This is a genomic window from Lentzea sp. CC55, from assembly GCF_021056325.1.
Classification (GTDB): domain Bacteria; phylum Actinomycetota; class Actinomycetes; order Mycobacteriales; family Pseudonocardiaceae; genus Lentzea; species Lentzea jiangxiensis.
Genome location: NZ_JAJCXE010000019.1, coordinates 461928 through 487541, shown reverse-complemented (window position 1 = coordinate 487541; position 25614 = coordinate 461928). Strand labels below are relative to the sequence as shown.

The window sequence follows — 25614 nt, the reverse complement described above, 5'->3', positions numbered from 1 at the left end:
GGACGTGCCGAAATCGAATGCATGTGCAACCAGGCGTCTGGTGCTGTCCACGACGGCGGCACGGTGCTGCAGGTCCACGAGGTCGCCGGCGACATCGTGCTCCACCGCGGGCCGGCCCGCCGCGACCGGGCCGGGCGGACGAAGGCGCGAACGGCACGGGCGCTGGTCCTGCTGCTGCTGATCGCCGCCGGCCAGTACGCGATCAGCGTCCTCGGCGACGGCACGTTCCCGGACGCCGCGACCGTCCGCCCCATCGGCGCGGACGAGAAGAAGATCATCAGGCTGGTCGACGAGAAGCTGCGGCAGTGTGCGCGGGAGGTCGTCCCCATTCCCGTGAACTGCCCGCAGCGCAGCGCCGCCGAGCACATGCACTTCGGGAAGTGGGCGATCCGCGGTTTCCCGACCGACGGCATGCGGGTCGTGTGGCGCGGGACGCGGGCCTACGTGAGCGGTACCGCGGTCATGACCATGAACTACCTCACCTCCAACGGCACCGGCGACGACCTGGACAGGACGCGCTTCTCCGCCGAGGTCCGGTGGCACGAGGGCGACCTGACGACCGCGGACGTCGACCTGCTGCCGTACCGCGACCTAGGGCCGATCCGCAAGCGCGGCTTCGAGCTGGCCGAGTCAGCCGTCAAAGAGGCGATCGACGAGGCGTTCGACATCTGCACGAGGTCCACCGAGTCGCCCATGGTGCCCATCTGTCCCCGAGCCGAGGACACGCCGGTGATGCAGGGGGTGAAGTGGCAGCTCAACAAGAGTCCGGTGGCCAACCCGCCGCGTGTCGTGCACGACTACGAGTTCGGGCTCGTGCTGGTGACCGGGAGCTACTCGGTCATGGCCTGGTCGCAGGACGACCGGCCGGTGTACACGCAGCTCGGCAACTACCGGGCGACTCTGGTGCGGGTCGCCAACGGCATCGCGCGAGTGCTGCAGATCCAGCACCTGCCATAGGACCCGGCTCCCACGATCGGCCGATGAAGGTCGTGACGAACGGCGAGCGACCCGATCCGCAGGGCAGCGCCCAGGCGGCGCTGCGGGACGGCTGGCCCGCGTTCGTCCTGCGCGGCCAGGTTCCCCGGGACCACCGCGACGCCGTGGCGAGGTGCTTCCCCGGCTACGACGTGCTGCTCCTCGATGACGACGACACCGTGCTCGCGCGGGCGACCGCCGTGGCGCTGATCCGGGACGGCGAGACGGCGACGCTGCCGGACGGCGGGTACGACGGCGCCCTGGTTGCGGCCGTCACCGGGCACGAGAACGGCGTCCCGCCCGACACCCTGTGCGTGGTGGCCGCGACCGTGCGGTCCGGCCGCACCGGGCCGGCGGGCCGGGAAGGTGCTCACGGCCCTGCGCGGCCGGGCCGCGCAGGCAGGTCTCGCGCGGGTGGTCGTGCCGGTCCGGCCGACGCTCAAGGCGGCCCATCCGCTGACGTCGATGGCGGACTTCCAGCAGTGGACCCGCGACGACGGCCTGCACCCCGACCCGTGGTCCGCCCGCACCAGCGCCTCGGCGCCACGATCCTCGGACCCGCGCCCGGTCGCTGGTCGTGTCAGGCACCGTGGCGCAGTGGGAGAGGTGGACCGGCATGGCGTTCCCGCGCTCCAGCCGCTACGTCGTGCCGGGAGGGCTGGACCTCCTCGCGGTCGACCGGGAGCGCGACCAGGGGCTCCACGAGGAGACGAACCTCTGGATGCGCCACCCGGACACCATGACACGCATCTGACACATCCGAACGCGCAATGTCCATTATTTGGTCCTTGATTGACGCTCAACTGGGCCTGTATGCAGTCAAGATCGCCACTAGCGTCCTGGACATCCCACTTCGAATCCCGGACCAAGGGCGGCCATGACCGACAACTCCCGCACGCGCAACAACATCTCGGGCGACGTCCGGACAGGAAGCGCGGTCGTGCAGGTGCACAGCGTGAACGGGGACCTCGTGTTCACGACGAGCGCGAAGCGGTCGACGGCCGCGCTACGCCCACGACTCGGCACGAACGAGGTCGAACCGATCGTTCTCGGCGCGACCGCGCTCGCCGCCGTAGTCCTGCTCGGCCTGCGCTACCTCTTGAGCGACAGCCAGCGCAGCGCGAGCAGGTAGCCCTCCACGCCCAGGCCCACGATGACGCCGCTCGCCACCGCCGAGATGACGCTGTGGTGCCGGAACTCCTCGCGCTGGTGGATGTTCGAGATGTGCACCTCGACCAGCGGGGCGGTGAGCTGCGAGCACGCGTCGCGCAGCGCGATCGAGTAGTGCGTCCAGGCCGCGCCGTTCAGCACGACCGGGATCGAGGCGTCGGCGGCCTCGTGCAGCCACTCCACCATCTCGCCCTCGTGGGCGGTCTGGCGGACCTCGACGTCGAAGCCGAGGTCCTTGCCCTCCGCGACGCACATCTCGACGAGGTCGGCGTGGGTGGTGCTGCCGTAGATGAGCGGCTCGCGGGTGCCGAGGCGGTCGAGGTTCGGGCCGTTGAGGACGAGGACCTTCACAGCAGCACCGTCCCGCCGGGGGACTTCGGCTCGGCGGCGACGGCCGAGTAGGCGGCGGCGATCAGGGCCGGGTCGGGGCCTTCCAGGCGGCCGGGCTTGGCGAGGCCGTCGAGGACGACGAAGCGCAGCACGCCCGCCTTGTTCTTCTTGTCGACCTTCATGCCCTCCATGAGCTGCGGGAGGCCGTCCGGGTCGTAGGTCGTCGGCAGGCCGAGCAGTTCCAGGACGCGCTTGTGGCGGTCGGCGGTCTCGTCGTCGAGGCGGCCGGCCAGGCGGGCCAGTTCGGCGGCGAAGACCAGGCCCACGCTGATGGCGGCGCCGTGGCGCCAGCGGTAGCGCTCGCGGCGCTCGATGGCGTGGCCGAGGGTGTGGCCGTAGTTGAGGATCTCGCGCAACGACGACTCGCGCAGGTCGTTCGAGACGACGTCGGCCTTGATCTGGATCTTGCGGCGGACGAGCTCCGCGAGCACGTCGCCGGTCGGGTCCAGAGCGGCCCGCGGGTCGGCCTCGATCAGGTCGAGGATGACCGGGTCGGCGATGAAGCCGCCCTTCACCACCTCGGCCATGCCGGCGATGAGCTCGTTGCGCGGCAACGTCTCCAGCGTCGCGAGGTCGACGAAGACGACCTCGGGCTCGTAGAACGTGCCGACGAGGTTCTTGCCCGCGTCGGTGTTGATGCCGGTCTTGCCGCCCACGGCGGCGTCGACCATGCCCAGCATGGTGGTCGGGATGTTGACCAGGCGCACGCCGCGCATCCAGGTGGAGGCGACGAAGCCGGCGAGGTCGGTGACCGCGCCGCCGCCGAGGCCCACCACGACGTCGCTGCGGGACAGGCCGATCTTGCCGAGCACGTCCCAGCAGAAGCCGGCGACGGCGAGGTCCTTGCCGTCCTCGGCGTCGGGCACCTCGACGCGGTGCGCGTCGATGCCCGTCGCCTTCAGCTCGTCGACCAGCACCTCGGCCGTGGCGGCCAGGGTCGGCTGGTGCACGATCGCGACCTTGGCGGTGCCCTCGAGGTGCGCGACGATCTCGCCCAGCAGGCCACGGCCGATCACGACGAGGTACGGCTTCTCGGCGTTGACCTCGACGGTCAGCGGCTCGGTCATTCCCCTACTCCCTCGATCACCGCGTCGGTCACCTGCTGCGGATCGAGCGCGTCCGTCAGGACCTCGACCGTCGCGACCTCGCGGTACAGCGGCAGGCGCGCGTCCAGCAGCGCCTTGAAGGTGGAGCGCGGGTTCACTCCGGACAGCAGCGGCCGCGCGGACGACAGCCCGGTGCGGCGCACGCCCTCGGCCATGCCCACGTTCAGGAAGACGACGGTGTGCTCCCGCAGGCGCTCGCGGGTCGTGGCGGACAGCACCGCTCCCCCGCCCAGCGCCAGCACGCCCTCGTGCTCGACGAGCGCCTTGGCGACCGCGTCCTCTTCCAGGGCGCGGAAGGCGGGCTCGCCGTCGTCGGTGAAGATGTCCGAGATCGGCTTGCCGGCCAGGGCGACGATGTCCGCGTCGACGTCGCGGAACGGCACGCCGAGCCGGGCGGCCAGCAGCTCGCTGACGGTGGTCTTCCCGGCTCCGGGAGGACCGACCACCACGCAGCGGGGGCTCACACGCCCTCCCAGCGGGCTTCCAGCGCCTTGAGGTAGGCGTGGGCGTTGCGGCGCGTCTCGTCGAGCGAGTCGCCGCCGAACTTCTCCAGCGCGGCCTCGGCGAGCACGAGCGCCATCACGGACTCCAGCACGACGCCGGCGCGCGGCACGGCGCAGACGTCCGAGCGCTGGTGGATCGCGACGGCGGGCTCGCCGGTGCGAACGTCCACCGTGGACAGTGCGCGGGGGACGGTCGAGATCGGCTTCATCGCCACGCGGGCGCGCAGGACCTCGCCGTTGGTGATGCCGCCTTCGAGGCCGCCGGCGCGGTTCGAGCGGCGGGTGACGCCGACGGGGCCGCTGCCCCGGTCGATCTCGTCGTGCGCCTGCGAGCCCCAGCGCTGGGCGGTGGTGAAGCCGTCGCCGATCTCCACGCCCTTCATCGCCTGCACGCCCATCAGGGCGGCGGCCAGGCGGGCGTCGAGGCGGCGGTCCCAGTGCACGTGCGAGCCGAGGCCCGGCGGCAGGCCGTACGCGAGCACCTCGATGACGCCGCCGACGGTGTCACCGGCGTCCTTGACGGCCTCGACCTCGGCGACCATCGCGTCGGTGCCGCGCTGGTCGAAGCAGCGCACCGGCGAGTCGTCGATCGCGGCCAGGTCGTCCGGGGTGGGCAGCGCCGCGTCGTCGGGCGTGCGGGCCCCGCCGATCGACACCACGTGGCTGAGGACCTGCACGCCGAGCAACTGCTGCAGGAACTGCCGGGCCACCGTGCCGAGGGCCGTGCGCGCGGCGGTCTCGCGGGCGGACGCGCGTTCGAGGACGGGCCGGGCCTCGTCGAAGCCGAACTTCTGCATGCCCGGCAGGTCGGCGTGGCCGGGACGCGGGCGCGTGAGGGCCTCGTTGCGGCCGGTCGGCTTGAGCAGGCCGGGGTCGACGGGGTCGGCGGACATGACCGTCTGCCACTTGGGCCACTCGGAGTTGCCGATGGTGACCGCGACCGGACCGCCCTGGGTCTTGCCGTGGCGCACGCCGCCGAGGATCTGGACCTCGTCCTGCTCGAAGCCCATGCGGGGCGAGCGACCGAACCCGAGCCTGCGGCGCTCGAGCTGGGCGACGAGGTCCTCGGTGGTCACCTCGACTCCGGCGGGCATGCCCTCCAGGACGGCGACGAGGGCGGGGCCGTGTGACTCTCCAGCGGTGATCCAGCGCAGCACGTTGACCATCCTTTCACAATGTCACCAACGCCCAGGTGGCGGCCAGCAGGCCGGGCCCGTGCGGCACCGCGCGCGCACGTCTCAGTGCCGCGACGGCGAGCGTGACCGCGCTGGCCAGGATCGCCGCAGGTAGGAGCGACGACAGCGGGAGCGCGGCGCCGAGCGAGAAGGCGAGCTTGACGTCGCCGCCGCCCATGATCGCCGGTCTCCAGCGCCGGACGGCGAGGTGCGCGCCGCCGAAGACCACCGCCGCGAGCGCCGCCGCTCCCGGTCCGTGGAACCGCAGGAGCAGCAGCCCGGCGCCCAGCGGGAGGGTGAGCGCGTCCGGCAACCGGTGCTGCCGCAGGTCGGTCGTCGCGAGCACGACGCCGAACCAGGCCAGCAGGTACGACGAGGGTGGCGCGTCCAGGGCGGCGGCGACCGTCCACAGCGAACCCAGCGCGAACGAGAGCAGGACCGTGGTCATGGCGACCACGGTCCTGCTCGGGCACGTGCGGGACCAAGTCCCGGACCGTCGTGAACGGTCCGTTCACGACAGCACGTCACTCCGGGCGGCGAGAGCGCCCGGAGAAGTCGTTTCAGCGAGACCAGTCGAACAGGGCGTCGTTCGCCGCCACGTCCTTGTCCAGCGCGAGGTCACCGAGCACCTCGGCTGACGCGTCCAGCGCGATCACCGGGCAGATCGGCGCGAACCCGGCCGCCTCGACCTCGGCCGGGTCCCACGTCACGATCCGCTGACCGGCGCGCACCTCCTCGCCCTTGACGACGTGGAGCTCGAAGCCCTCGCCCTTGCGCTTCACGGTGTCGATGCCCAGGTGGACGAGCACCGCGGCGCCGTCGGCGCCCGCGACCACGAAGGCGTGCGGGTGCAGCGTCACGACGGTGCCGTCGAGCGGCGAGACCACGTCGGCCTTCGACCGGAGCGGTTCGACCGCGACGCCGGGACCGACCATCGCCTGCGAGAAGACCGGGTCGGGAACCGCGGAGAGCGCGACCACGCGGCCGGCCACGGGGCTGCCGACGCGCAGGCTCACAGGAGGTCCTCGATGTCCGACGCGATGGTGTCCGCCTCGGGCCCGACGACGACCTGGACGACGTTGCCGGAACGCATGACCCCGTGTGCTCCCAGGGCCTTCAGGGCCTTCTCGTCGACGACGGAGCCGTCCTCCAGCTCACACCGCAGCCGGGTGATGCACGGCTCGATCTCGACGATGTTGTCGGCGCCGCCCAGCGCCTCGAGGATCTTCTTCGCCTTCTCGTCAGCCACGTTCGTACCTCTCGTTCCCGTAACAGCGGTTGACACCCGCTCGGTGCGCGGAGCATCCTCCCGCACCAACTGGTCTAGACCGGAAAGTACCACTAGCGAGGAGGTGAGCGAGTGCACGAGATCGTGGACGGGCCCAAGCCCAAGCACGCGCAGCTCCGCGAGATCCTGCGCAGGCTCGCCGAACAGGAGCTGGCTCCCGGCTCGCCAATCCCCTCGGAGCGGGACCTGGCGGAGCGGTACGGGGTCTCCCGCATCACCGTGCGGGCCGCGGTCGGCCAGCTGGTCGCCGACGGCCTGCTCACCCGGGCCAAGGGACGCGGGACGTTCACCGCCAAGCGGCGCTACGACCTGCAGCTCTTCCTCGCGTCGTTCACCTCGGACATGAAGGCGCGCGGGGTCGAACCCAGCACCGAGGTGCTCAGCTGCGGCCAGGCCGCGCCGGGTTCCAAGGCCTCGCTGGGCCTCGAACCCGACGAGTACGCGTACCGCGTCGTGCGGCTGCGCAAGGCCGACGGAGCCCCCCTCGCGCTCGAGGCCGGCTGGTACAGCCCGCACATGCTTCCCGAGCTCGACCGATGCGATCTGACCGGGTCGATCTACGAGATCATCGCGACCCGGTACGGCATCCAGCTCGACCACGCGCGGCAGACCGTGTGGGCCGAGACCGCCGACGCGGAGACCGCGAAGGCGCTCGACGTCCGCAAGGGCAGCCCGCTCCTCGTGTTCAGGAGGGTCGCCAGCTCCGAGGGGCGGCCCTGCGAAGACGTCACTTCCTGGTACCGGGGCGATCTCTACCAGGTGACCATGCAACTGGACCGGACCGTCCCGGGTTCCGGACCGAACTCCGCCAAGGGAGGAACCCGATGAGCACGGACGCCGCAACCGGTGGTCGTGAGATCAAGGGCCTCGCCACGTTGCAGCGCTTCGGTCGCAGCCTCATGCTGCCGATCGCCGTGCTGCCCGCGGCAGGTCTGCTGCTCCGCTTCGGTCAGCCCGACATGCTGGGCAAGGACGGCCTGGGCTGGAACGCCGTCGCCTCGGTGATCGGTGCGGCGGGCGACGCGCTGTTCAGCAACCTCGCCCTGCTGTTCGCCGTCGGCATCGCCGTCGGTTTCGCACGGCGCGGTGACGGCTCCACGGCGCTCGCGGGCGTCGTCGGCTACGTCGTGCTGACGAGCGTGTTCAAGGCGATGTCCCCGCTGGTCCTCGACCAGCCGACCGACCCGGCCGCCAAGCCCGAGGTGATCAACTACGGTGTCCTCGGCGGTATCGTCGTCGGCATCCTGACCGCCCTGCTGTGGCAGAAGTACCACCGCATCAAGCTGCCCCCGTACCTGGCGTTCTTCGGTGGCCGCCGGTTCGTCCCGATCATCGTCGCCGGCGTCATGACGATCATCGGCGTCCTGCTCGGCCTGGTCTACCCGTGGTTCGACGCGGGCCTGACCGCCATCGGCGAGTGGGTCACCGGCAGCACGATCATCGGTGCCTTCATCTACGGTGTCGTGAACCGCCTGCTGATCCCGCTGGGTCTGCACCACATCGTCAACAACGTCGTGTGGTTCCAGTTCGGCGAGTACAACGACAAGACCGGTGACATCCCGCGCTTCCTCGCGGGCGACCCGACCGCCGGCACGTTCCAGACCGGCTTCTTCCCCATCCTGATGTTCGCCCTGCCGGCCGCGGCGCTCGCGATCGTGCACACCGCGCGCCCGAGCCAGCGCAAGCTCATCGGCGGCATCATGGGCTCCGCCGCCCTCACCGCGTTCATCACCGGTGTGACGGAGCCGCTCGAGTTCGCGTTCATGTTCGTCGCGTGGCCGCTGTACCTGATCCACGCCGTGCTGACCGGTACGTCGCTCGCCATCTCCAACGCCCTGGGCGCCCACGACGGGTTCTCGTTCTCGGCCGGTGCGATCGACTTCATCCTGAACTGGAACATCGCGACCAAGCCGTGGCTGCTGCTCATCCTCGGCGCGATCTACGCGGTGATCTACTACTTCCTGTTCCGCTTCGTCATCACCAAGTGGAACCTGAAGACGCCGGGACGCGAGGACGACGAGTCCCCGGAGGCCGACGAGAGCGTCGTCGGCAGCGCCGGTGACACCGCCGTGCGCGAGAAGCGCACCCGCGACGACCAGCAGTAAGCACACCGAGCTCTACCGGGAGGAATCATCATGGCCGAGCGACGGGTAACCGTGGCCAGCAAGGTCGGACTGCACGCCCGGCCCGCCGCACTGCTGGCGAAGGCCGCCGCCGACCAGCCGGTGACGGTCACCATCCGCAAGGACGACGGCGAAGCCGTCGACGCGGCGAGTGTCCTGGGTCTGATGACCCTGGGCGCCATGCACGGTGACGAGGTGGTGCTCAGCGCCGACGGGGACGGAGCGGACGCCGCTCTGGACGCCATCGCCGAACTGATCGCCACCGACCACGACGAGTGATCCGGGCCGCGGGTGGTCCCGGTCGCCCCGACGGGCGGGACCACCCGCGACCCACCCGAAGTGCAGCACCACCCCCGCGGTCACGACGCCGGCGAGAGCCGACGGCGTGGCCTGCGGGTAGCTCACCACCAGCCACACCCCGCCGACGGCCAGCAGCGGCGGCACGACCAGGCCCGCGGTCCACCTGCGCAGCACGAGGAACGCGAGGACCGAGACCAGCAGCGCCGCGCCGAGCGTGTCGCTGAACCGGTGCCAGCCGAGCGACACCGTCTCCGCCGCCACCGCCCCCGCGCCGAAAGCCCCCGGCACCGCCACGAACAGCGCGAACCGCCGGGGCACCGCCATCGTCACCGCGACCACCGACGCCACCGCCGCGGTCGTGTGCCCGCTCGGGAAGCTGTTGTGCACCAGCACGGCGTCGTCGTCCAGCGGTGGCCGCACCAGCACGTGCAGCTTCAGGACCTGAGCTCCCAGCACCGATCCGCCGAGAACGAGCAACGGCGCGAACGCCTTCTTGCGCGCGAACAGGACCACGAGGACCGCGGCCACCATGATCACCATGTCCACGTTGGACGCCCACGAGCGTTGAAGTGACAGCTCGGGCAACGCGGCGTTCTCCGCCTTCTGCCCGAACGACGTCCACACCAGCGCGAAGTACGTGAAGAGAAATCCCAGCAAGCTTCCGGCCATGCGTTCGAGGCTCCGCGCGCCGCGATATGGGAACGTCCACGCCATGTCATGGTTCCGCTACAGAACCGGCCAGGGCGCTCCCGCCTGCCGATAATGGATCTCGTGGCGATGGTCTTGCTGGTCGAGGACGACCCCGGTGTGCGCGAAGGACTCGGACTGGCGCTGCGCCGCCAGGGACACGACGTGCGTGCGGCGGGGACGGGCGAGGAAGGCGTGGAGAAGCTGCGCGAGTCCCGTCCCGACATCGTCGTCCTCGACATCATGCTGCCGGGCATCGACGGCTTCGAGACGTGCCGGCGGATGCGGTCGCAGGGCGAGGTGCCGATCATCGTGCTGACCGCGCGCGGCGACGACTTCGACGTGGTCGCGGGCCTGGAGGCGGGCGCGGACGACTACGTGGTGAAGCCGGTCGAGCCGCGCGTGCTGGAGGCCCGCATCCGCGCGGTGCTGCGCCGGACCGTGCCCGAGCCGTCGTCGGTGGAGCGGCACGGCTCCCTGCTGATCGATCGGGCAGGGCTGCTGGTCCTCAAGGACGACGTGAAGGTCGCGCTCACGCCGACCGAGCTGAAGCTGCTGCTGGAGCTCTCCCGCACCCCCGGCCGGGTGCTGACCCGCCAGCAGATCCTCGAAGCCGTCTGGGAGCACGACTACCTCGGCGACTCCCGCCTGGTCGACGCGTGCGTCCAGCGGCTGCGCGCCAAGATCGAGGACGTGCCGTCCGAGCCCCGCTACGTGCACACGGTGCGCGGCTTCGGTTACCGCTTCGGCCCGCGATGAAGTCGTTGTCGCGCGGCCTGAAGCCGAGGCTGATGGCCGCGTTCCTGCTCCTGACGGTCCTCGGCGCGGCGGGAGCGGCGGGCGCCTCCTACGCGACCGCCCGCACGTTGCTGCTGGAGGACGCCCAGGACGGCTTCATGAACCCGCTCGTGGGGGACGTCCGCGACTACGCGCCCCGCCTGACCGTTCCGCCGTCGCAGCAGGACCTGGAGGACTTCGCCAAGTACCTGCGCGGCTCCGCGGTCGTCCTCTACGGGGACCTGCGCTCCCACCACGGCCCCGACCCGTCGTTCATCCCGGCGGAGATGCGCGAGGCCCTGAAGACCAGCAGGACGATCCTCTGGCAGCGTCGCACCGACAACGGGAACCCGCACCTGGTCGTCGGGATGCCGCTCGTGCACGCCGACGGCACGGCGACCGGCGTGGAGGTGTGGGCCGTCACCGGCCTCGACGTCACGAGGGCCGCCATCAACAGCCTCTCCACCGGCGCCTGGGTCGGCGTGAGCCTGGTGGTCCCCGTCGCCCTGGGCCTCGCCCTCTTCACGGCCAGAGGCGTCCTGCGCCCGGTCCGCAGGCTGGGCGCCGCCGCCCGCGCCCTGGGCTCCGGCCGCCTGGACACGAGGGTCGACGAACGGGGCTCCGACGAGCTCTCCGACCTCGCCCGCACGTTCAACCGCGCCGCCGAGCAGCTGGAAGCCTCCCAGGCCGCCTCCCGCCGCTTCGTGGCGGACGTCTCCCACGAGCTCCGCACGCCGCTGACGGCGATGAACGCCGTGACAGCCGTCCTGGACGAGGACGCCGACACCCTGCCCCCGGACACCGCCGTGGCCGCCCGCCTGGTCTCGGCCGAGACCCGCAAGCTCACCCGCCTGGTCAACGACCTGATGGAGATCTCCCGCTTCGACGAGGGCCGCAACGTCCTGGAGCTCGACGAGTGGGACATCGGCACCGCGGTCCGCGACACCCTCGCCGCCCGCGGCTGGACCACCTCGGTCGAGGCCCCCCTCCCACCGGGCGTGATCGGCAGGGTCGACCGCCGCCGCCTCGACGTCATCGTCGCCAACCTCGTCGGCAACGCCCTGAAGCACGGTGGCACCCCGGTCCGCGTGACGGTGCGCGAAGACGCCGTCGAGGTGGCCGACAACGGCCCCGGCATCTCCGAAGAGGCCCTCCCCCACCTCTTCGACCGCTTCTACAAGGCAGACACGGCCCGCTCCCGTTCCGAGGGCAGCGGACTGGGATTGGCGATCGCATGGGAGAACGCACGCCTGCACGGCGGCACGCTCGAAGCGGCCAACGCCCCCTCGGGCGGCGCGGTCTTCACCTTGCGCTTGCCCTGGTGACGCTCACGGCGTGCGGCATCCGCCCCACCCCGGTCCTGACCGGCGGCGAGGCCCCCACCGTCTCCGCCCACGCGCTGACCGTCTACCTCGTCAACGCCGATCGCGACGGCCTGGTCCGCAGAACCCGCACCCACATCGGCACCGTGGACATCACCACGGCCATGAACTCCCTGCTGGCCGGCCTGACCGAGGCGGAGGAGGAACTGGGCCTGGTCACGGAGGTCCCGGAAACCACGGCGAAAGCGATCGCCGTGCTCAACGTCATCGTCATGCCCGAAGGCACCGAGCCGCCGACCAAGTGGGCGCTGTTCCAGGTGCACTGCACAGCTCTGGCGAGCCGCGCGAAGGTGGCGGGCGTGCCGACGTCGGACGTCAACTGCCCCTAGACCGCGCAACCGTCCACGTCGTTGGCGCCGCATCGTTCCCGCGACCGTCCACATGCGACGGACGCACCGCCCGGCCGGCACAGGAACGGCAAGCGGCACACCCGAGAACCCGCCGTACTCGTCCTCGACGACACCCGGCGCCGGAGGTGCTACGCGCGAGCCGCCAACGCGGCCCCCAACGCCTCCCGCATGACGTCCCGGGGCGCGTCCATCCCGGTGAACAGCTCGACCTGACCGAAAGCCTGGTGCAGCAACATGTCCAGCCCGGTCGCCAACCGGGCCCCGGAACCCCGGACCGCATCGGCGACGGGCGTGGGCCAGGGGTGGTAGATCACGTCCAGCACGAACGGCGCCCGCGCCAGGTCACCGGCCAGTGACTCGGTGGCGGCCGCGGGCACGGTCGACACCAGCACGTCACACCCGGCAGCGAGCGAACCGACGTCCACTGAGGACAGCGGCAGCACCTCCACCGCCACGCCCACCCGTTCCGCGGTCCGAACGGCCTCCCCAGCCCGGGAAGGGTCCCGCACCACCAGGGAAACGGAGGAGACGCCCAGCTCGGCGAACCCGGCCAGCGCGGCGGTAGCCGTTCCGCCCGCCCCGAGCACCACGCCGCGAGCCCCGCCGGAGAAACCCTTCCCCCGCAAGGCCCCCACGACACCGTCGACGTCGGTGCAGTCCGCGTGCCACCCGGAGTCGGTGCGCACCAACGTGTTCGCCGCCCCCACGGCCGAGGCCCGCGGGGTCACCGTCGAGGCGAAGGCCAGAGCCGCGCGCTTCGTCGGCATCGTGCACGACAGGCCGGCCCACTCCGGCCCCAGCGAGGACACGAGCGACGGCACCGCGTCCTCGGCGCACTCCAGCCTCGTGTACTCCCAGTCGAGGCCGAGCGCGGCGTAAGCGGCGTTGTGCAGCACGGGAGAGAGGGAGTGCTCGATCGGCGAACCGATCACCGCCGCCTTGTGCCGCATCAGTAGACGTTCTCCCTCTGGGCCTTCTGGTCGTTGGCGTTGTGCTCCTCGAACGTGGTCGCGAAGCAGGAGGTGCCGTCCTTCTGGCACTTCACGAAGTACAGCATCTCGCCGGCCTCGGGATTGATCGCGGCGGCGATGGCCTGCTGCGACGGCGAGCCGATCGGGGTGGGCGTCAGGCCCTGGTTGATGTAGGAGTTGTACGGCCCCTGCGCGTTGCGGTCCGCGTCGGACGTGCGGATGTGGGGCTGGTTGTTCTTGTAGTTGATGGTCGAGTCGAACTGCAGGGGCATCGGCTTCTTGATGCGGTTGTAGATGACCCGCGAGACCTTGCCGAAGTCCTTCTCGATCGCTTCCTTCTCGATCAGCGAGGCGATGACCAGGACCTCGTACGGCCGGAAGCCGGTGTTCATGGTGCCGCCGGGGATGCCGGCGCCCTGCAGCTTCTGGGCGGAGGACACGATGACGCTGCGGAGCAGCTCGACCGCGCTCACGCCGGGCTTGACCTGGTACACGCCGCGCATGATCAGGCCTTCGAGGCGGAACTGCGGGTCGGCGCGCTTCACGTCGGAGATCGCCCAGTCCGGCACGCCGAGGGCGACCGGGTCGGTCTGCTCGGCGGCGGCCTTGATCTCGTCGAACGTCAGGCACTTCTTCGCGCCGTCCTTCTCCGTGCAGCTCGCGTCGGCGAGCTGGGAGTAGACGCCCTTGACCGTCTTGTCGCCCACCTTGATGTCGGTGAGCTTCAGGCCGCCGACGATCTGCACGGCCGGGACCCTGGTCTTCGGGTCGATCATGCGGGCCACGGCCTCCTGGCCCGACATCTTCGTCTTCATCAGGTAGAAGCCGGGCTGGATCGACGTCACGCGGGCGTCGGTCTTGCTGGCCTCGGTGAAGGCGCGCGCGGAGGCGATGACGCCGTTGTCGTACAGGGTCGACGCGATCTTGCTGACCGGGTCGCCGTCCTGGACCTCCACGATCGCGTCGGCCTCGCCGGCACCCGAGAAGTCCTCGAACGAGCCGATGCCGCGCAGCTCCTGGTAGCCGTAGTACGCGCCGCCCATGCCGACGGCGAGGACCAGCGCGACGACCAGCCACAGGACCGTCTTCTTGCGCTTCTTCGCCTTGGCGCGCGCGGTGTCACGCCCGCGGTCGCGCTTGCGGACCGGGCGTCGCTCTTCCACGTCGGGGTCGGTGAACAACCCGAGGTCGTCGCTCACACTTCGTCCTTTCGGGCGGCCACGAAACGGGCCCGCGCGTCCAGCCAAGACTGCAGGATCTCGACAGCGGCAGCCTGGTCGACCACGGCACGCTGCTTCTTGCCCTTCACACCGCGCTGCGCCAGCACCCGGCTCACCACGACCGTCGTCAGCCGCTCGTCGCTCAGCCGGACCGGCACGGGGGCGATCCGCTCGGCGAGCGCGGTGGCGTACCTGGTCGCCGCCTCCGCCGCCGGGCCGTGACGTCCCGCCAGGGTTCTGGGCAGACCGACCACGACCTCGACGACGTCATGCTCGGCCACGAGACGTACGAGCTCGGTGAGGTCCGAGCCGCGCTTCTCGTCACGCTGGAGAGTAACCAGCGGAGTCGCCAAAAACGCGCCCGGGTCGCTGAGAGAAATTCCCACTCGAACCGATCCGACGTCGACGCCGAGCCTCCGTCCGAGGCCCGGGTCGTCGACGCCAGGCGAATCAGTGCTGCTCAAGCACCTTGTCCAGTTCGTTGGTGAGAGCCGTGATGGCCTCGGGGACACCGGCAGGGTTGGTGCCACCGCCCTGGGCGAGGTCGGGCTTGCCGCCACCGCGGGCGGCGATGGCCGGGCCGAACACCGGGACGAGCTTGCCGGCGGCCAGGCCCAGGTCGCGGGCGGCGGCCGTCGTGGCGACCACGAAGCTCACCTTGTCGCCGTCGACCGAGAACAGGGCCACGACACCGGGCTTGCTGCCCAGGCGGTTGCGGACCTCGCCACCGAGGGTGCGCAGGTCGTTGCCCGTCACGCCCTCCAGGCCGAGGGCCACCAGCGACAGGCCGCGGACGTCGAGGGCCTTGTCGGCCAGCGACCCGGCGTTGCCGAGCAGCTGGGCGGCGCGGACCTTCTCGAGCTCCTTCTCGGCGGCCTTCAGGCGCTCGACCAGGGACTCGATCCGCTCGGGCAGACCGTCGGAGCCGACCTTGAGCATGTCGGAGAGGTTCTGCACGATGGCGCGTTCCTTGGCGAGGAACCGCATGGCCTCGATGCCGACGTAGGCCTCCAGGCGGCGCACGCCGGAGCCGACCGACGACTCACCGAGCAGGGTGATCGGGCCGATCTGCGACGAGTGCTCGACGTGGGTGCCACCGCAGAGCTCGCGCGACCACGGGCCGCCGATCTCGATGACGCGCACGGTCTCGTCGTACGTCTCGCCGAACAGGGCGACGGCGCCCATCTCCTGGGCACCGGCCATGTCGGTGTAGACGATGCTGACCGGCAGGTCCTTGCGCACGGCGAGGTTCGAGACCTCTTCGATCTCCGAGCGGGCCTCGGCGGACAGGCCACCGGTCCAGGCGAAGTCGAGGCGCAGGTAGCCGGGCTTGTTGTACGAGCCGCTCTGCAGGGCCGACGGGCCGAGCACCTGACGCAGGGCGGCGTGCACGACGTGCGTGCCCGAGTGGCCCTGGCGGGCGCCGACGCGCCACTCCGGGTCGACGCGGGCCTCGACGTGCTCGCCCTCGGCGATCTCGCCGGAGCGGACGCGCACCTGGTGCACCCACAGCTTGCGGGCGACCTTCTGCACGTCGAGCACCTCGAGCTCGGCGTTGCCGGTGACGATCGTGCCGGCGTCGGACTCCTGGCCACCGGACTCGGCGTAGAGCGGCGTGCGGTCGAGGACGACCTCGACGATGTCGCCTTCCCTGGCCGACTTCACGCGGGCACCGTCGAGCACGATGCCGCGCAGCGTGGCCTCGGAGGCGAGCTCGGTGTAGCCGGTGAACTCGGTCGGGCCCTGCTCCAGCAGCTCGCGGTACACCGACTGGTCGCCGTGGCCGGTCTTCTTGCCGGCGGCGTCGGCCTTGGCGCGGGCGCGCTGCTCGGCCATCAGCTTGCGGAAGCCGTCCTCGTCGACCGAGAGGCCGGCCTCGGAGGCCATCTCCAGCGTGAGGTCGATCGGGAAGCCGTACGTGTCGTGCAGCTGGAAGGCCTTGTCGCCGGGCAGCGTGGCGCGGCCGTCGGACTTCACCTCGGCGGCGGCGTTCTCGAAGATCCGCGACCCGGCGTCGAGCGTGCGGAGGAACGTGTCCTCCTCGGCCTTGAGGACCTGCTGGATGCGGGCGAAGCCGCTGACCAGCTCGGGGTAGGCCTCGCCCATCGAGTCGCGGACGACCTCGGCGAACGTCTGCAGCACCGGCTCGGTCACGCCGAGCAGGCGCGAGCTGCGGACGATGCGGCGCAGCAGGCGGCGCAGCACGTAGCCGCGGGCCTCGTTGCCGGGCGTGACGCCGTCGCCCACCAGCAGCACACCGCTGCGGGCGTGGTCGGCGATGACGCGGAAGCGGACGTCGTCGACCTCGTTGGCGCCGTACTTGCGGCCCGACAGCTCCTCGGCCTTGTTGATGACGGCGCGGACCAGGTCGGTCTCGTAGACGTTGTCGACGCCCTGCAGCAGGTAGGCGACGCGCTCGACGCCCATGCCGGTGTCGATGTTCTTCGACGGCAGCTCACCGAGGACGGGGTAGTCCTTCTTGGCGCCACCCTCGCCGCGGATGTTCTGCATGAAGACGAGGTTCCAGATCTCCAGGTACCTGTCCTCGTCGACGACCGGGCCGCCCTCCTTGCCGTAGGCGGGGCCGCGGTCGTAGTAGATCTCCGAGCACGGGCCGCACGGGCCGGGCACGCCCATCGACCAGAAGTTGTCCTCGACGCCGCGGCGCTGGATGCGCTCGAGCGGCATGCCGGCGACCTTCTGCCACAGCTCGATGGCCTCGTCGTCGGTCTCGTAGACGGTGACCCAGATGCGCTCGGGGTCGAAGCCGTAGCCGCCTTCGTCCTGGGACTTGGTGATGAGCTCCCAGGCCAGGCGGATGGCGTCTTCCTTGAAGTAGTCGCCGAGCGAGAAGTTGCCGGCCATCTGGAAGAACGTGAGGTGGCGCGTGGTCTTGCCGACCTCGTCGATGTCGGGCGTGCGCACGCACTTCTGGATGCTCGTCATCCGCGGGGCGGGCGGCGGGGCCTCGCCGAGGAAGTACGGCTTGAACGGCACCATGCCGGCGTTGACGAACAGCAGGTTGGGGTCGTCGAGCAGCAGCGAGGCGCTGGGGATGTACTTGTGCCCGGCGTTCTCGAAGTGCTCGCGGAAGCGCTTGATGATCTCGTGGGTCTGCACGGGAGGGTCCTTGGAAGTTGCTGGGAGTTGTCAGGGCGCGCTTCGGAGGCGAACGGTCAGTTCTTCCCGTTCGCCCTGGGCGCTCGACGCCCCGGCGTGAATCCCGTCTGACGCTCCACGGTGTCCTGCAACTCCTGTTCCCGCTCGGCCATTCCCGCGCGGACCTCGGCCCCGAAGGAGCCGATGGCGCCGGCGAGCTCTCGCAGGCCTTCACCCACGTTAGCGCCGATGCCGGCGGGAGTCGCCTGCTTTGTCACCTCGGCGGCCTTCCTCGCGGCGAAGAGGCCGGCGGCGGCACCCAGGCCGAACCAGAAGAGGCGGCTCATCGCGACCCCCGCTTCAGGCGGCGCTTGGCGTGCTTGTTCGGCTGCTCGGCGGCCTTGCGGCGGGCCTTGACCGCCTTGCTCAGGCCGTAGGACAGCGCGGCGGCCTTGACCAGCGGCCCGCCGAGGGTGGCGGTGAACAGGCTGGTGAGCGCGGAGACGTTGCCCGTGACAGCGCGTGCGTTGGCCGTGATGCCGTCGACGCGTTCGAGCTGCGTGTTCACGTGCGTGAGCGTCGTGTTGGCCTCACTGAACAACGGGTCCGTGTTCTCGTGCGCCTTGCGCATCGCGATCGTGGCCTCGTCGAAGAAGCGTGCCGCCTTGAAAGCCGGAATCGCCAGCAGCAGCACGAGCAGCACGAAGGCACCGGCGGCGAGCCACCCTGGCGACACAGATCCTCCTGGTGAACAGGCATTCGGGCTTTGGTGGGGTGAGATTACCGCGTTGCCCCGGAACCCGGCCGAGCGGCACCATTTGTTGATCTTCAACGAACCACCGCGCCGTCGGCCCGCTCGCGGACGAGGCCGGCGTGGCGGGTGGTTCCGGCCGCCGCCGGGAGCCGGTGCGCACCGCGGCCGCGGCACCTCGGCCGACCCGCGCGAGCCGATTGGAACGGACCACTCGTTGACGCGCGGCTGTCACTGCCTGTGAAATACCGGTCACACAGGGCTTGACCCGCGGCCTCGCGCAGCGTGGAGTCGGGCACACCTGAGTCGACGCGCAGGAGGCTCCGTGAAGCCGGTGACGCACCTGGACTCCTACCGGACGCAGGTCACCGCGGGCCCGCCCCCGGTCCCGGAGCTGTCGATGCCCTGGGACGCCCGAGTGGCGTGTTCGGACGGCTACGACCTGCACCTCGTCCACCGCTGGAACTCCGCACCGCACGTGGCGGCGTTCCGCCGGCAGGCCTGGACGCTGCCCCGCTGGGAGGCGGAGCTGCGGGCGCAGCTCGACGGTGACGACGTCCGCCCGCTGCTGATCAGCTGGCACGGCCGCCCGGTGATCTACGCCGAGGTCTGCCGCGCGGCCCGGCACGCCGTCGGGAGCTGCTACCGGGCACGGCCGCACGACCTCGGGCTGAACCTCGCGGTCGGCGAGCTGGCGATGACCGACCGGGGCCTGGTGCGCTCGCTGCTCCCCCGGCTGACCGACGCGCTGTTCGAGGCCGACCCGCACTGCACGCGGATCGTGCTGGAGCCGGACGTGCGCAACACGCGTGCCATCCGGTCGTTCGAGGCGGGCGGGTTCGTGGCGGCCGACGAGATCGTGCTGCCGGGCAAGGTCGCGCTGCTGATGGTGTGCCGCCGGTCCAGTGCCGCCGCTAGAACGCGGTGATGTCCCCCGGTGCGCGTTCCTTGCGGCTGAGCGCGCGCACCAGGTCGATCCCGCTGTGCTTGTCGAGCGCCATGCGCGTCAGCAGGTCGATGACGGTCTCGTGGACGTGGCGGGGGAACTCCGGCGTCTGCACCCCGACGCTCACCGCGAGGTCGTCGCAGTGCACGACGAGCTCCATCAGCCTGCTGACGAGGTACTCGTCCAGCGGCACCGCCCACGGCCCCCAGTGCGGCATGCGGACGCCCCGGTTCTCCTGACCGGGCAGCGACGTCTCGAGCTCCAGCAGCGTCGCCCCGACCCGGTCGGCCAGGGCGCCGGGACCCTCGGCCGCCAGCTTCTCGCCGCCCGCCCGGATGCGCGTGTGGAAGTCGGAGTCGACGTCCAGGTCGGTCCACCCGGCCCGCGCGTAGTGCTCCGCCAGCGGGACGACCGGCTCGTCACCGGCGGGGGTCCCGATCATCGACGGCAGCGGCAGCACCTGGTAGGCCAGGTGACCGGCGAGACCGCTGACGCCGAACTCCGGCAGGGCGCTCGGCCGGTCCCAGTTCGCCGCCACCCGGTCGTGGCGCAGGAGTCCGAGCGCGGTGCGGGCGGTGGTCAGGAAGTCTTCTCTGATGGTCACCGCGCCGAAGCTACCGACCGCGGCGGGCGGCGATCACCTCGTTTTCCGCGGTCGTGCCCGGGAAGGCGAGGATCGTGCGGCACGAGTTCCACGCCCTGGTCACGCGGAGGGCGCGAAGCGGTTCACCCGCCCCTGATCACCCTGCGCAGGCGCGGCAGCCGTTCCGCCACAGCGCGCTCGTTGCCCCGACCGGTCGGCTCGTAGTAGTCGCGGCCCACCAGCTCGTCCGGCGCGTACTGCTGCGTCAGCACGCCTTCCGGGACGTCGTGCGGGTAGCGGTAGCCCTGGGCGTTGCCGAGCTTGGCGGCACCGGCGTAGTGGCCATCGCGCAGATGCGCGGGCACGGAACCGATGGCGCCTTTGCGGACGTCCTCGATGGCCGCGTAGATCGCGGTCGTCACGGCGTTCGACTTCGGCGCGGTGGCGAGGTGGATGGTGGCCTGCGCGAGGTTCAGAGCGCACTCGGGCAGACCGATGAGCTGCACGGCCTGGGCCGCCGCCACGCACGTCTGCAGCGCCGTCGGGTCGGCCATGCCGACGTCCTCGCTGGCGTGGATCACCAGCCGCCGCGCGATGAACCTCGGGTCCTCCCCCGCCTCGATCATGCGGGCGAGGTAGTGCAGCGCCGCGTCGACGTCCGAGCCGCGGATCGACTTGATGAACGCCGACGTCACGTCGTAGTGCTGGTCGCCGTCGCGGTCGTAGCGCACCGCCGCCTTGTCCACGGTGGACTCGAGCAGCGGCAGCGTGACCACGCCCCCGTTGGACGCGAGCGCCGAGTCGGCCGCCGCCTCCAGCGCGGTCAGCGACCGGCGCGCGTCACCACCGGCGAGGCGGATCAGGTGGTCCTCGGCGTCGGGTTCCAGGACGACGGACCCGCCCAGGCCGCGCTCGTCGGACACCGCGCGCCGGATCACCGCCCGCACCCCGTCGTCGGTCAGCGACTTGAGCTGCAGCACGAGGGAGCGCGACAGCAACGGCGACACGACCGAGAAGAACGGGTTCTCCGTGGTGGCCGCGACCAGCAGCACGATCCTGTCCTCGACCGCGCCGAGCAATGCGTCCTGCTGCGTCTTGGAGAACCGGTGCACCTCGTCGATGAACAGCACGGTCGACTCACCGGAGCGGACCAGGCGGCGCCGGGCCTCGTCGATGACCGCCCGCACCTCCTTCACGCCCGCGGACAACGCCGACAGCGCGACGAACCGGCGGCCGGTCGCCTTCGACACCAGGGTCGCGAGGGTCGTCTTGCCGGTGCCGGGAGGGCCGTAGAGCATCACGGACGCCGGTGTGGCGCCCTCGACCAGACGGCGCAGCGGCGCGCCCGGCCCGAGCAGGTGGTCCTGGCCGACGACCTCGTCGAGCGCGGCCGGACGCATCCGCACGGCCAGCGGGGCGTTGGCCGCGATGCGCTCGGCCTTCTCCTCGTCGGTCGCGCCGAAGAGGCCCTCGTCGAACAGACCTTCGCTCATGCGTTCGAGCCTAAGCCGTGTCCGGCGGCTCCGTCCGGCGAGGGTCGCACGGACCCGCGGGGCACCGCCGGGCCATGTGCGAGGATCGCGTTCCGTGCCCATCCCCCGTGCCGTGCTGCTCGCCGGACCCTCCGGCTCAGGCAAGTCGACACTCGCCGCCCACCTCGGCTGGCCCGTGCTGCGCCTGGACGACTTCTACCGCGACGGTGACGACCCGCTGCTGCCCCGCGACGAGCACGGGCGCGCCGACTGGGACGCGGTCGGGTCGTGGAACGCGGACGAGGCGCTGCGGGCGATCGTCGAGCTGTCCACCACCGGTGAGGTCGAGGCGCCGGTCTACTCGATCGGCGAGGACCGCGCGGTCGGCACGCAGAAGATCGTTCTCGGCGACGCGCCCGCGTTCATCGCGGAGGGCCTGTTCGCCGACCTCCTGGTCGCGGGCGCGCGCGAGGCCGGGGTGCTCAGGGACGCCATCGTGCTCGCGCCGAGCCCGCCGGTCACGTTCGTGCGCCGGTTCGCCCGCGACGTGGCCGAGGCCCGCAAACCCGTGCCGACGCTGATCCGGCGCGGTCTGCGGCTGATGCGCGAGCAGCCGCGGGTGGTCCGGCGCTGCGTCGGCGCCGGCATGCGCCCCACCACGCCGAAGAAGGCCAGGGCCGAACTCGTCTCGTGATCGGGTCGGCCGGTTGCCCCGGACCTGGTCTGGCAGGATGCCGCTCACACCACAACCGGGGGTTAGCCGCGATGTCCGACACGCCCGGCTGGTCGTCGCCCGACCAGCCATCGAACCAGCCGAACCAGCCGCCGCAGTACGGTCAGCAGCCGCAGTACGGCGGGCAGTACGGCTACAACGCCCCGCCGCCCGGACCGCAGCAGTCGATCAAGCCCGGTGTGATCCCGCTGCGCCCGCTCTCCGCCGGCGAGATCATCGACGGCTCCATCACGACGATGCGCCGCTACCCGAAGCTGATCATCGGCGCGGCCGCGGTCGTCGCGGCGGTCACGCAGATCATCGGCCTGCTGGTGCAGCTGCCGTTCCTCGACGACCTCACCGCCGCGGTGTCGCTCGACCCGAACACCATGACGGAAGAGCAGATCCTGGAGCAGTTCACGAACACGCTCCCCGGCGTCCTCGGCGGCGCGTTCCTCAGCACGCTGCTGGTGCTGATCGGCACGGTGTTCCTGTCCGGCTACATCACGGTGATCGTCGGCCACGCCGTGCTGGGCGAGCCCGTGTCGTTCGGGCAGGCGTGGGAGGAGTTCAAGCCGCGGCTGCTGCCGCTGCTCGGCGCGACCCTGCTCTCCAGTCTCGTGATCACCGTCGGCGCGCTCCTGTGCATCGTGCCGGGCGTCTGGCTGTGGGTGATGTTCGCCCTCGTCACCCCCGCTCTCGTGCTGGAGCGCTGCGGCGTCGGCGCGGCGTTCGGCCGTTCCAGGAAGCTCGTCAAAGGCGCGTGGTGGCGCACGTTCGGCATCCTGCTGCTCACCCTCGTGATCGGCTGGGTGATCAGCTGGATCGTCAGCCTCCCCTTCGGCCTCGCGGGCGCGGTGTCGTCCGGCCTGTCCGCCGACCCCGCGGCGGCGCTCGGCCTGGGCTCGCTGGTCCTGTCGACCATCGGCGCGATCATCGCCTCGACGATCACGCTGCCGTTCAGCTCCGCGGTCACCGTGCTGGTCTACGTCGACCGCCGGATGCGCTCCGAGGGCATGGACATCGAACTCCAGCGGGCCGCGGGGCATGGAGGTCTCTGACGTACCGGTGGATCCCGGCCGCGACGAGGCGAGGGAGGCGGCCGCGCGGGAGCTCAGCGACCCCGCGTACGTCTCCGACGACCCGAACCCGCTGGAACGGGCCATCGACTGGGTCCTCGAACGCCTCGGCGAGCTGTTCGCCGGGGCGGGCGGCATGAGCGGCTTCACCGCGGTCACGACCCTCGTCGTCCTGGCGGTGGTCGTCGCGGTCGTGATCAGGCTGCGCACCGGGCGCACCGGCCGTGCCCTGCGTTCGGGCGGCGAGGTGTTCGGCTCGGCCGCGCTGACCGCCGCCGAGCACCGCGAGGCCGCCGAGAAGGCGGCCGCGGCCGGTGACCTGGCGGAGGCGGTGCGCGAACGCTTCCGCGCCGTGGTGCGGGAACTGGAGCAGCGCGGGGTGCTCGACGCGCGGGCGGGCCGCACCGTCGACGAGGTGGCGTCCGAGGCGGGCGCGGCGCTCCCGGCGCTCGCGGACGACCTGCGCGGCGCCGCGGTGCAGTTCGACGACGTCTGGTACGGCGGCAGGCCCGCCACCGAGGAGGGGTACCGGCAGGTGGTCTCCGTCGACGGCAAGGTGCGCGGATGACGGCGGTGTCCCCGGACTCGCGGCGGATCTGGACGGCCGCGCGCGGCCCGTTGCTGATCGGCGTGGTCATCCTGTTCGCGGCCGTGGTCATCACGGTGCTGCGCGGCACCGGTGAGGGCGGCTCGCTCGACCCGCGCTCCTACCGGCCGGAGGGCAGTCGCGCGGTCGCCGCGCTGCTGGAGCGCAACGGCGTGCGCGTCGAGCTCACCGACGACGCGTCCTCCGTGGAGGGCGCGACGCTGTTCGTGACGCAACCGAACCTGATCGACCCGCGGCGGCTCGCGGACCTCAGCGGCCGCGCCGCCGCCACGGTGCTGCTCGCACCGGCGAACGGCGTCGGCCGCGTGGAGCCCGAGACGCGGCAGCCCGGTTGCCCGCTCGCGGCCAAGGCGGGCGCGGCGACCACCGGCGGGTTCGTCTACGAAGGCGAACAACGCTGCTACGACTCGACTTTGGTGCGCACGGGCACCGTGACGACGATCGGCCACGGCGGCATCTTCACCAACCGCGACCTCGACTCCGAGGGCAACGCGGCGCTGGCGCTGTCGTTGCTCGGCCAGCACGAGCGGCTGGTCTGGTACGTGCCTTCGGCGGCGGACAGGTCCCGGCAGAAGTCGTTCGGCGACCTCGTCCCGGACGGCTGGAAGTTCGGCGCCCTGCAGCTCGGCGTCGCGGCCGTGCTGATCGCGCTGTGGCGGGCCCGCAGGCTCGGCCGCGTGGTGCCCGAGCAGCTCCCGGTGCTGGTCAGGGCCTCGGAGACGGTCGAGGGCAGGGCGCGGCTGTACCGCCGTTCGCACGCCGCCGGCCACGCCGCCGAGGTGCTGCGGCAGGCGGCAAGGGACCGCTTGGCGCCACTGCTGGGGCTGCCGGTGGGCGAGGACCCGTCGGAGGAGATCGCCCGCAGGACTTCGCGCCCCGTCACCTCGGTGCGGGCGCTGCTCTACGACAACGGGCCGGTGGACGACCGGGGGCTGGTCGCGCTGGCCGACGAGCTGGACGCTCTGGAGAACGAGGTGCGCAAGGGATGACGGCAGTGGTCACCACCGAGGAAGCCCGCACGGCGCTGGTGGCGTTGCGCGCGGAGATCGGCAAGGCCGTGGTGGGCAACGACGCGGCCGTGACGTCGTTGATCCTCGCGTTGCTGTGCAAGGGGCACGTGCTGCTGGAGGGTGTGCCGGGCGTCGCGAAGACGTTGCTCGTGCGTGCTCTTGCGCGCGCGTTGGACCTCTCGACAACGCGTGTGCAGTTCACGCCGGACCTGATGCCCGGCGACCTCACGGGCTCGCTGGTCTACGACTCGCACAACGCGGCGTTCTCGTTCCGCGAGGGTCCGGTCTTCACGAACCTGCTGCTCGCGGACGAGATCAACCGGACGCCGCCGAAGACGCAGTCCGCGCTGCTGGAGGCGATGGAGGAACGGCAGGTGTCCGCCGACGGCAGGACGCGGCCGCTGCCCTCGCCGTTCATCGTCGTGGCGACGCAGAACCCGGTCGAGTACGAGGGCACCTATCCGCTGCCCGAGGCGCAGCTGGACCGGTTCCTGCTGAAGGTGACGATGCCGGTTCCCGCGCGGGAGCACGAGATCGACGTCCTGACCCGGCACGCCTCCGGCTTCGACCCGCGCGACCTGTCGGCGTTGCAGCCGGTGGCCGGCGCGGCGCACCTGGACGCCGGTTCGGCGGCCGTGCGCGCGTTGACGGTGGCTCCCGAAGTGGTCGCGTACATCGTCGACGTGTGCCGTGCGACCCGCGAGTCCCCGGCCGTGCGTCTGGGCGTTTCTCCGCGTGGCGCAACGGCTTTGCTGGCCGCGTCGCGCGCGTGGGCGTGGCTCTCGGGCCGTGACTACGTGACGCCGGACGACGTGAAGGCGTTGGCTCGGCCCGCTCTGCGGCACCGGCTGGAGCTGCGCCCGGAGGCCGAACTGGAGGGCGTGACGGCGGACGGCGTGCTCGACGGCGTGCTCGGCGCGGTCCAGGTGCCGCGCTGA

General features: G+C 71.4%; 29 protein-coding genes and 2 pseudogenes. 15 read left to right on the top strand and 16 right to left on the bottom strand.

The genetic code is table 11. The annotated features are described in order from the left end of the window. Positions 1-21: 21 nt before the first annotated feature. The 3 genes from L6E10_RS14050 (at position 22) to L6E10_RS14040 (ending at position 2107) form a co-directional block, all read left to right on the top strand. Positions 22-957 (top strand): hypothetical protein, encoded by a 936-nt coding sequence (locus tag L6E10_RS14050; protein WP_236219949.1) that lies wholly within the window; start codon positions 22-24, stop codon positions 955-957. A gap of 595 nt (positions 958-1552) precedes the next feature. Next, complete coding sequence (locus L6E10_RS14045; protein WP_236219948.1) at positions 1553-1729, top strand: hypothetical protein; 177 nt, start codon at positions 1553-1555, stop codon at positions 1727-1729. A 123-nt stretch (positions 1730-1852) separates the two neighbouring features. Further along, positions 1853-2107, top strand: coding sequence for a hypothetical protein (locus L6E10_RS14040; protein WP_236219947.1), 255 nt, complete (start codon positions 1853-1855; stop codon positions 2105-2107). Here L6E10_RS14040 and aroQ read toward each other — a convergent pair. The 7 genes and pseudogenes from aroQ to L6E10_RS14005 all read right to left on the bottom strand — a co-directional run bounded on the left by aroQ (position 2068) and on the right by L6E10_RS14005 (position 6568). Further along, a complete protein-coding gene (gene aroQ / locus L6E10_RS14035; protein WP_236219946.1) occupies positions 2068-2496 on the bottom strand; it encodes a type II 3-dehydroquinate dehydratase in 429 nt (142 codons plus the stop codon). The genes L6E10_RS14040 and aroQ overlap by 40 nt on opposite strands. Continuing rightward, positions 2493-3551: a 3-dehydroquinate synthase gene (gene aroB, locus L6E10_RS14030; protein ID WP_374236566.1), complete on the bottom strand. Its 1059-nt coding sequence runs from the start codon at positions 3549-3551 to the stop codon at positions 2493-2495. Before aroB ends, aroQ begins: the two co-directional genes overlap by 4 nt. A 28-nt stretch (positions 3552-3579) precedes the next feature. Then, positions 3580-4105, bottom strand: a pseudogene (locus tag L6E10_RS14025) (shikimate kinase); the annotation flags it as partial. Beyond that, on the bottom strand, positions 4102-5301 hold the full coding sequence (gene aroC, locus L6E10_RS14020; protein WP_236220124.1) for a chorismate synthase: 1200 nt from the start codon (positions 5299-5301) through the stop codon (positions 4102-4104). The pseudogene L6E10_RS14025 and the gene aroC, both read right to left, overlap by 4 nt. Positions 5302-5314: 13 nt before the next feature. Next, the gene (locus tag L6E10_RS14015) at positions 5315-5767 is read right to left on the bottom strand and encodes an A24 family peptidase (protein ID WP_236219944.1); all 453 of its coding nucleotides are present in this window, start codon (positions 5765-5767) and stop codon (positions 5315-5317) included. A gap of 112 nt (positions 5768-5879) precedes the next feature. After that, a complete protein-coding gene (locus L6E10_RS14010; RefSeq protein WP_236219943.1) occupies positions 5880-6335 on the bottom strand; it encodes a PTS glucose transporter subunit IIA in 456 nt (151 codons plus the stop codon). Then, complete coding sequence (locus L6E10_RS14005; protein ID WP_236219942.1) at positions 6332-6568, bottom strand: glucose PTS transporter subunit EIIB; 237 nt, start codon at positions 6566-6568, stop codon at positions 6332-6334. The genes L6E10_RS14010 and L6E10_RS14005 overlap by 4 nt, the downstream gene beginning before the upstream one ends. A gap of 111 nt (positions 6569-6679) precedes the next feature. On the opposite strand from L6E10_RS14005, the gene L6E10_RS14000 reads away from it, so the two are divergent. From L6E10_RS14000 to L6E10_RS13990, 3 genes are read left to right on the top strand one after another with little or no spacing between them, the layout of a single operon-like run. Beyond that, entirely contained in the window at positions 6680-7435 is a 756-nt protein-coding gene (locus L6E10_RS14000; RefSeq protein WP_236219941.1) for a GntR family transcriptional regulator, read from the top strand. Beyond that, entirely contained in the window at positions 7432-8712 is a 1281-nt protein-coding gene (locus L6E10_RS13995) for a PTS transporter subunit EIIC (protein ID WP_236219940.1), read from the top strand. Before L6E10_RS14000 ends, L6E10_RS13995 begins: the two co-directional genes overlap by 4 nt. A gap of 30 nt (positions 8713-8742) precedes the next feature. Next, positions 8743-9009 (top strand): HPr family phosphocarrier protein, encoded by a 267-nt coding sequence (locus tag L6E10_RS13990; protein ID WP_236220123.1) that lies wholly within the window; start codon positions 8743-8745, stop codon positions 9007-9009. A gap of 198 nt (positions 9010-9207) precedes the next feature. Here L6E10_RS13990 and L6E10_RS13985 read toward each other — a convergent pair. Continuing rightward, positions 9208-9561, bottom strand: a pseudogene (locus tag L6E10_RS13985) (phosphatase PAP2 family protein); the annotation flags it as partial. Between the two features lie 240 nt (positions 9562-9801). Between L6E10_RS13985 and L6E10_RS13980 the strand changes: the two are divergent. Genes L6E10_RS13980 through L6E10_RS13970 form a run of 3 tightly spaced genes read left to right on the top strand, consistent with a single transcriptional unit; the run spans position 9802 to position 12205 of the window. Beyond that, a complete protein-coding gene (locus tag L6E10_RS13980) occupies positions 9802-10476 on the top strand; it encodes a response regulator transcription factor (protein ID WP_236219939.1) in 675 nt (224 codons plus the stop codon). Beyond that, on the top strand, positions 10473-11819 hold the full coding sequence (locus L6E10_RS13975; RefSeq protein ID WP_236219938.1) for a cell wall metabolism sensor histidine kinase WalK: 1347 nt from the start codon (positions 10473-10475) through the stop codon (positions 11817-11819). Before L6E10_RS13980 ends, L6E10_RS13975 begins: the two co-directional genes overlap by 4 nt. Next, positions 11816-12205 (top strand): hypothetical protein, encoded by a 390-nt coding sequence (locus L6E10_RS13970; protein WP_236219937.1) that lies wholly within the window; start codon positions 11816-11818, stop codon positions 12203-12205. The genes L6E10_RS13975 and L6E10_RS13970 overlap by 4 nt, the downstream gene beginning before the upstream one ends. Before the next feature lie 149 nt (positions 12206-12354). Here L6E10_RS13970 and L6E10_RS13965 read toward each other — a convergent pair whose 3' ends face one another. The 6 genes from L6E10_RS13965 to L6E10_RS13940 are packed head-to-tail and all read right to left on the bottom strand — an operon-like array spanning position 12355 to position 18252. Then, entirely contained in the window at positions 12355-13176 is an 822-nt protein-coding gene (locus tag L6E10_RS13965; RefSeq protein WP_236219936.1) for a shikimate dehydrogenase, read from the bottom strand. Then, complete coding sequence (mltG, locus tag L6E10_RS13960) at positions 13176-14396, bottom strand: endolytic transglycosylase MltG (protein WP_236219935.1); 1221 nt, start codon at positions 14394-14396, stop codon at positions 13176-13178. Before mltG ends, L6E10_RS13965 begins: the two co-directional genes overlap by 1 nt. Continuing rightward, positions 14393-14881, bottom strand: coding sequence for a Holliday junction resolvase RuvX (gene ruvX, locus L6E10_RS13955; protein WP_236219934.1), 489 nt, complete (start codon positions 14879-14881; stop codon positions 14393-14395). The genes mltG and ruvX overlap by 4 nt, the downstream gene beginning before the upstream one ends. Beyond that, positions 14868-17537, bottom strand: a complete 2670-nt coding sequence (gene alaS, locus L6E10_RS13950) for an alanine--tRNA ligase (RefSeq protein ID WP_236219933.1) — start codon at positions 17535-17537, stop codon at positions 14868-14870. Before alaS ends, ruvX begins: the two co-directional genes overlap by 14 nt. 56 nt (positions 17538-17593) lie before the next feature. Further along, positions 17594-17863, bottom strand: a complete 270-nt coding sequence (locus L6E10_RS13945; RefSeq protein WP_236219932.1) for a hypothetical protein — start codon at positions 17861-17863, stop codon at positions 17594-17596. Continuing rightward, on the bottom strand, positions 17860-18252 hold the full coding sequence (locus L6E10_RS13940; protein ID WP_236219931.1) for a DUF948 domain-containing protein: 393 nt from the start codon (positions 18250-18252) through the stop codon (positions 17860-17862). Before L6E10_RS13940 ends, L6E10_RS13945 begins: the two co-directional genes overlap by 4 nt. A 340-nt stretch (positions 18253-18592) precedes the next feature. Here L6E10_RS13940 and L6E10_RS13935 point away from each other — a divergent pair, with 340 nt between their 5' ends. After that, positions 18593-19195, top strand: a complete 603-nt coding sequence (locus L6E10_RS13935; protein WP_236219930.1) for a GNAT family N-acetyltransferase — start codon at positions 18593-18595, stop codon at positions 19193-19195. Here the strand turns inward: L6E10_RS13935 and L6E10_RS13930 are convergent. Next, on the bottom strand, positions 19182-19817 hold the full coding sequence (locus L6E10_RS13930) for a maleylpyruvate isomerase N-terminal domain-containing protein (protein ID WP_236219929.1): 636 nt from the start codon (positions 19815-19817) through the stop codon (positions 19182-19184). The genes L6E10_RS13935 and L6E10_RS13930 overlap by 14 nt on opposite strands. Before the next feature lie 122 nt (positions 19818-19939). Next, positions 19940-21289, bottom strand: a complete 1350-nt coding sequence (locus tag L6E10_RS13925) for a replication-associated recombination protein A (RefSeq protein WP_236219928.1) — start codon at positions 21287-21289, stop codon at positions 19940-19942. A 94-nt stretch (positions 21290-21383) separates the two neighbouring features. Between L6E10_RS13925 and L6E10_RS13920 the strand changes: the two genes are divergently transcribed. The 5 genes from L6E10_RS13920 to L6E10_RS13900 all read left to right on the top strand — a co-directional run bounded on the left by L6E10_RS13920 (position 21384) and on the right by L6E10_RS13900 (position 25614). Continuing rightward, a complete protein-coding gene (locus L6E10_RS13920; RefSeq protein WP_236219927.1) occupies positions 21384-21962 on the top strand; it encodes a uridine kinase in 579 nt (192 codons plus the stop codon). A gap of 71 nt (positions 21963-22033) precedes the next feature. Beyond that, positions 22034-23041 carry a hypothetical protein gene (locus tag L6E10_RS13915; protein ID WP_236219926.1) on the top strand — a complete coding sequence of 336 codons (1008 nt, stop codon included), beginning with the start codon at positions 22034-22036 and terminating at the stop codon, positions 23039-23041. Beyond that, positions 23028-23627, top strand: a complete 600-nt coding sequence (locus L6E10_RS13910) for a DUF4129 domain-containing protein (protein ID WP_236219925.1) — start codon at positions 23028-23030, stop codon at positions 23625-23627. The genes L6E10_RS13915 and L6E10_RS13910 overlap by 14 nt, the downstream gene beginning before the upstream one ends. Then, positions 23624-24655, top strand: a complete 1032-nt coding sequence (locus L6E10_RS13905) for a DUF4350 domain-containing protein (RefSeq protein WP_236219924.1) — start codon at positions 23624-23626, stop codon at positions 24653-24655. Before L6E10_RS13910 ends, L6E10_RS13905 begins: the two co-directional genes overlap by 4 nt. Beyond that, complete coding sequence (locus tag L6E10_RS13900) at positions 24652-25614, top strand: MoxR family ATPase (protein ID WP_236219923.1); 963 nt, start codon at positions 24652-24654, stop codon at positions 25612-25614. Before L6E10_RS13905 ends, L6E10_RS13900 begins: the two co-directional genes overlap by 4 nt.

Bases quoted from the DNA above. Each gene is read 5' to 3' on its own strand.
- L6E10_RS14050 (WP_236219949.1), top strand. From the start codon at position 22: ATGTGCAACCAGGCGTCTGGTGCTGTCCACGACGGCGGCACGGTGCTG.
- L6E10_RS14040 (WP_236219947.1), top strand. From the start codon at position 1,853: ATGACCGACAACTCCCGCACGCGCAACAACATCTCGGGCGACGTCCGG.
- L6E10_RS14015 (WP_236219944.1), bottom strand. From the start codon at position 5,767: ATGACCACGGTCCTGCTCTCGTTCGCGCTGGGTTCGCTGTGGACGGTC.
- L6E10_RS13995 (WP_236219940.1), top strand. From the start codon at position 7,432: ATGAGCACGGACGCCGCAACCGGTGGTCGTGAGATCAAGGGCCTCGCC.
- L6E10_RS13990 (WP_236220123.1), top strand. From the start codon at position 8,743: ATGGCCGAGCGACGGGTAACCGTGGCCAGCAAGGTCGGACTGCACGCC.
- L6E10_RS13975 (WP_236219938.1), top strand. From the start codon at position 10,473: ATGAAGTCGTTGTCGCGCGGCCTGAAGCCGAGGCTGATGGCCGCGTTC.
- L6E10_RS13965 (WP_236219936.1), bottom strand. From the start codon at position 13,176: ATGCGGCACAAGGCGGCGGTGATCGGTTCGCCGATCGAGCACTCCCTC.
- L6E10_RS13945 (WP_236219932.1), bottom strand. From the start codon at position 17,863: ATGAGCCGCCTCTTCTGGTTCGGCCTGGGTGCCGCCGCCGGCCTCTTC.
- L6E10_RS13925 (WP_236219928.1), bottom strand. From the start codon at position 21,289: ATGAGCGAAGGTCTGTTCGACGAGGGCCTCTTCGGCGCGACCGACGAG.
- L6E10_RS13915 (WP_236219926.1), top strand. From the start codon at position 22,034: ATGTCCGACACGCCCGGCTGGTCGTCGCCCGACCAGCCATCGAACCAG.
- L6E10_RS13910 (WP_236219925.1), top strand. From the start codon at position 23,028: ATGGAGGTCTCTGACGTACCGGTGGATCCCGGCCGCGACGAGGCGAGG.
- L6E10_RS13905 (WP_236219924.1), top strand. From the start codon at position 23,624: ATGACGGCGGTGTCCCCGGACTCGCGGCGGATCTGGACGGCCGCGCGC.
- L6E10_RS13900 (WP_236219923.1), top strand. From the start codon at position 24,652: ATGACGGCAGTGGTCACCACCGAGGAAGCCCGCACGGCGCTGGTGGCG.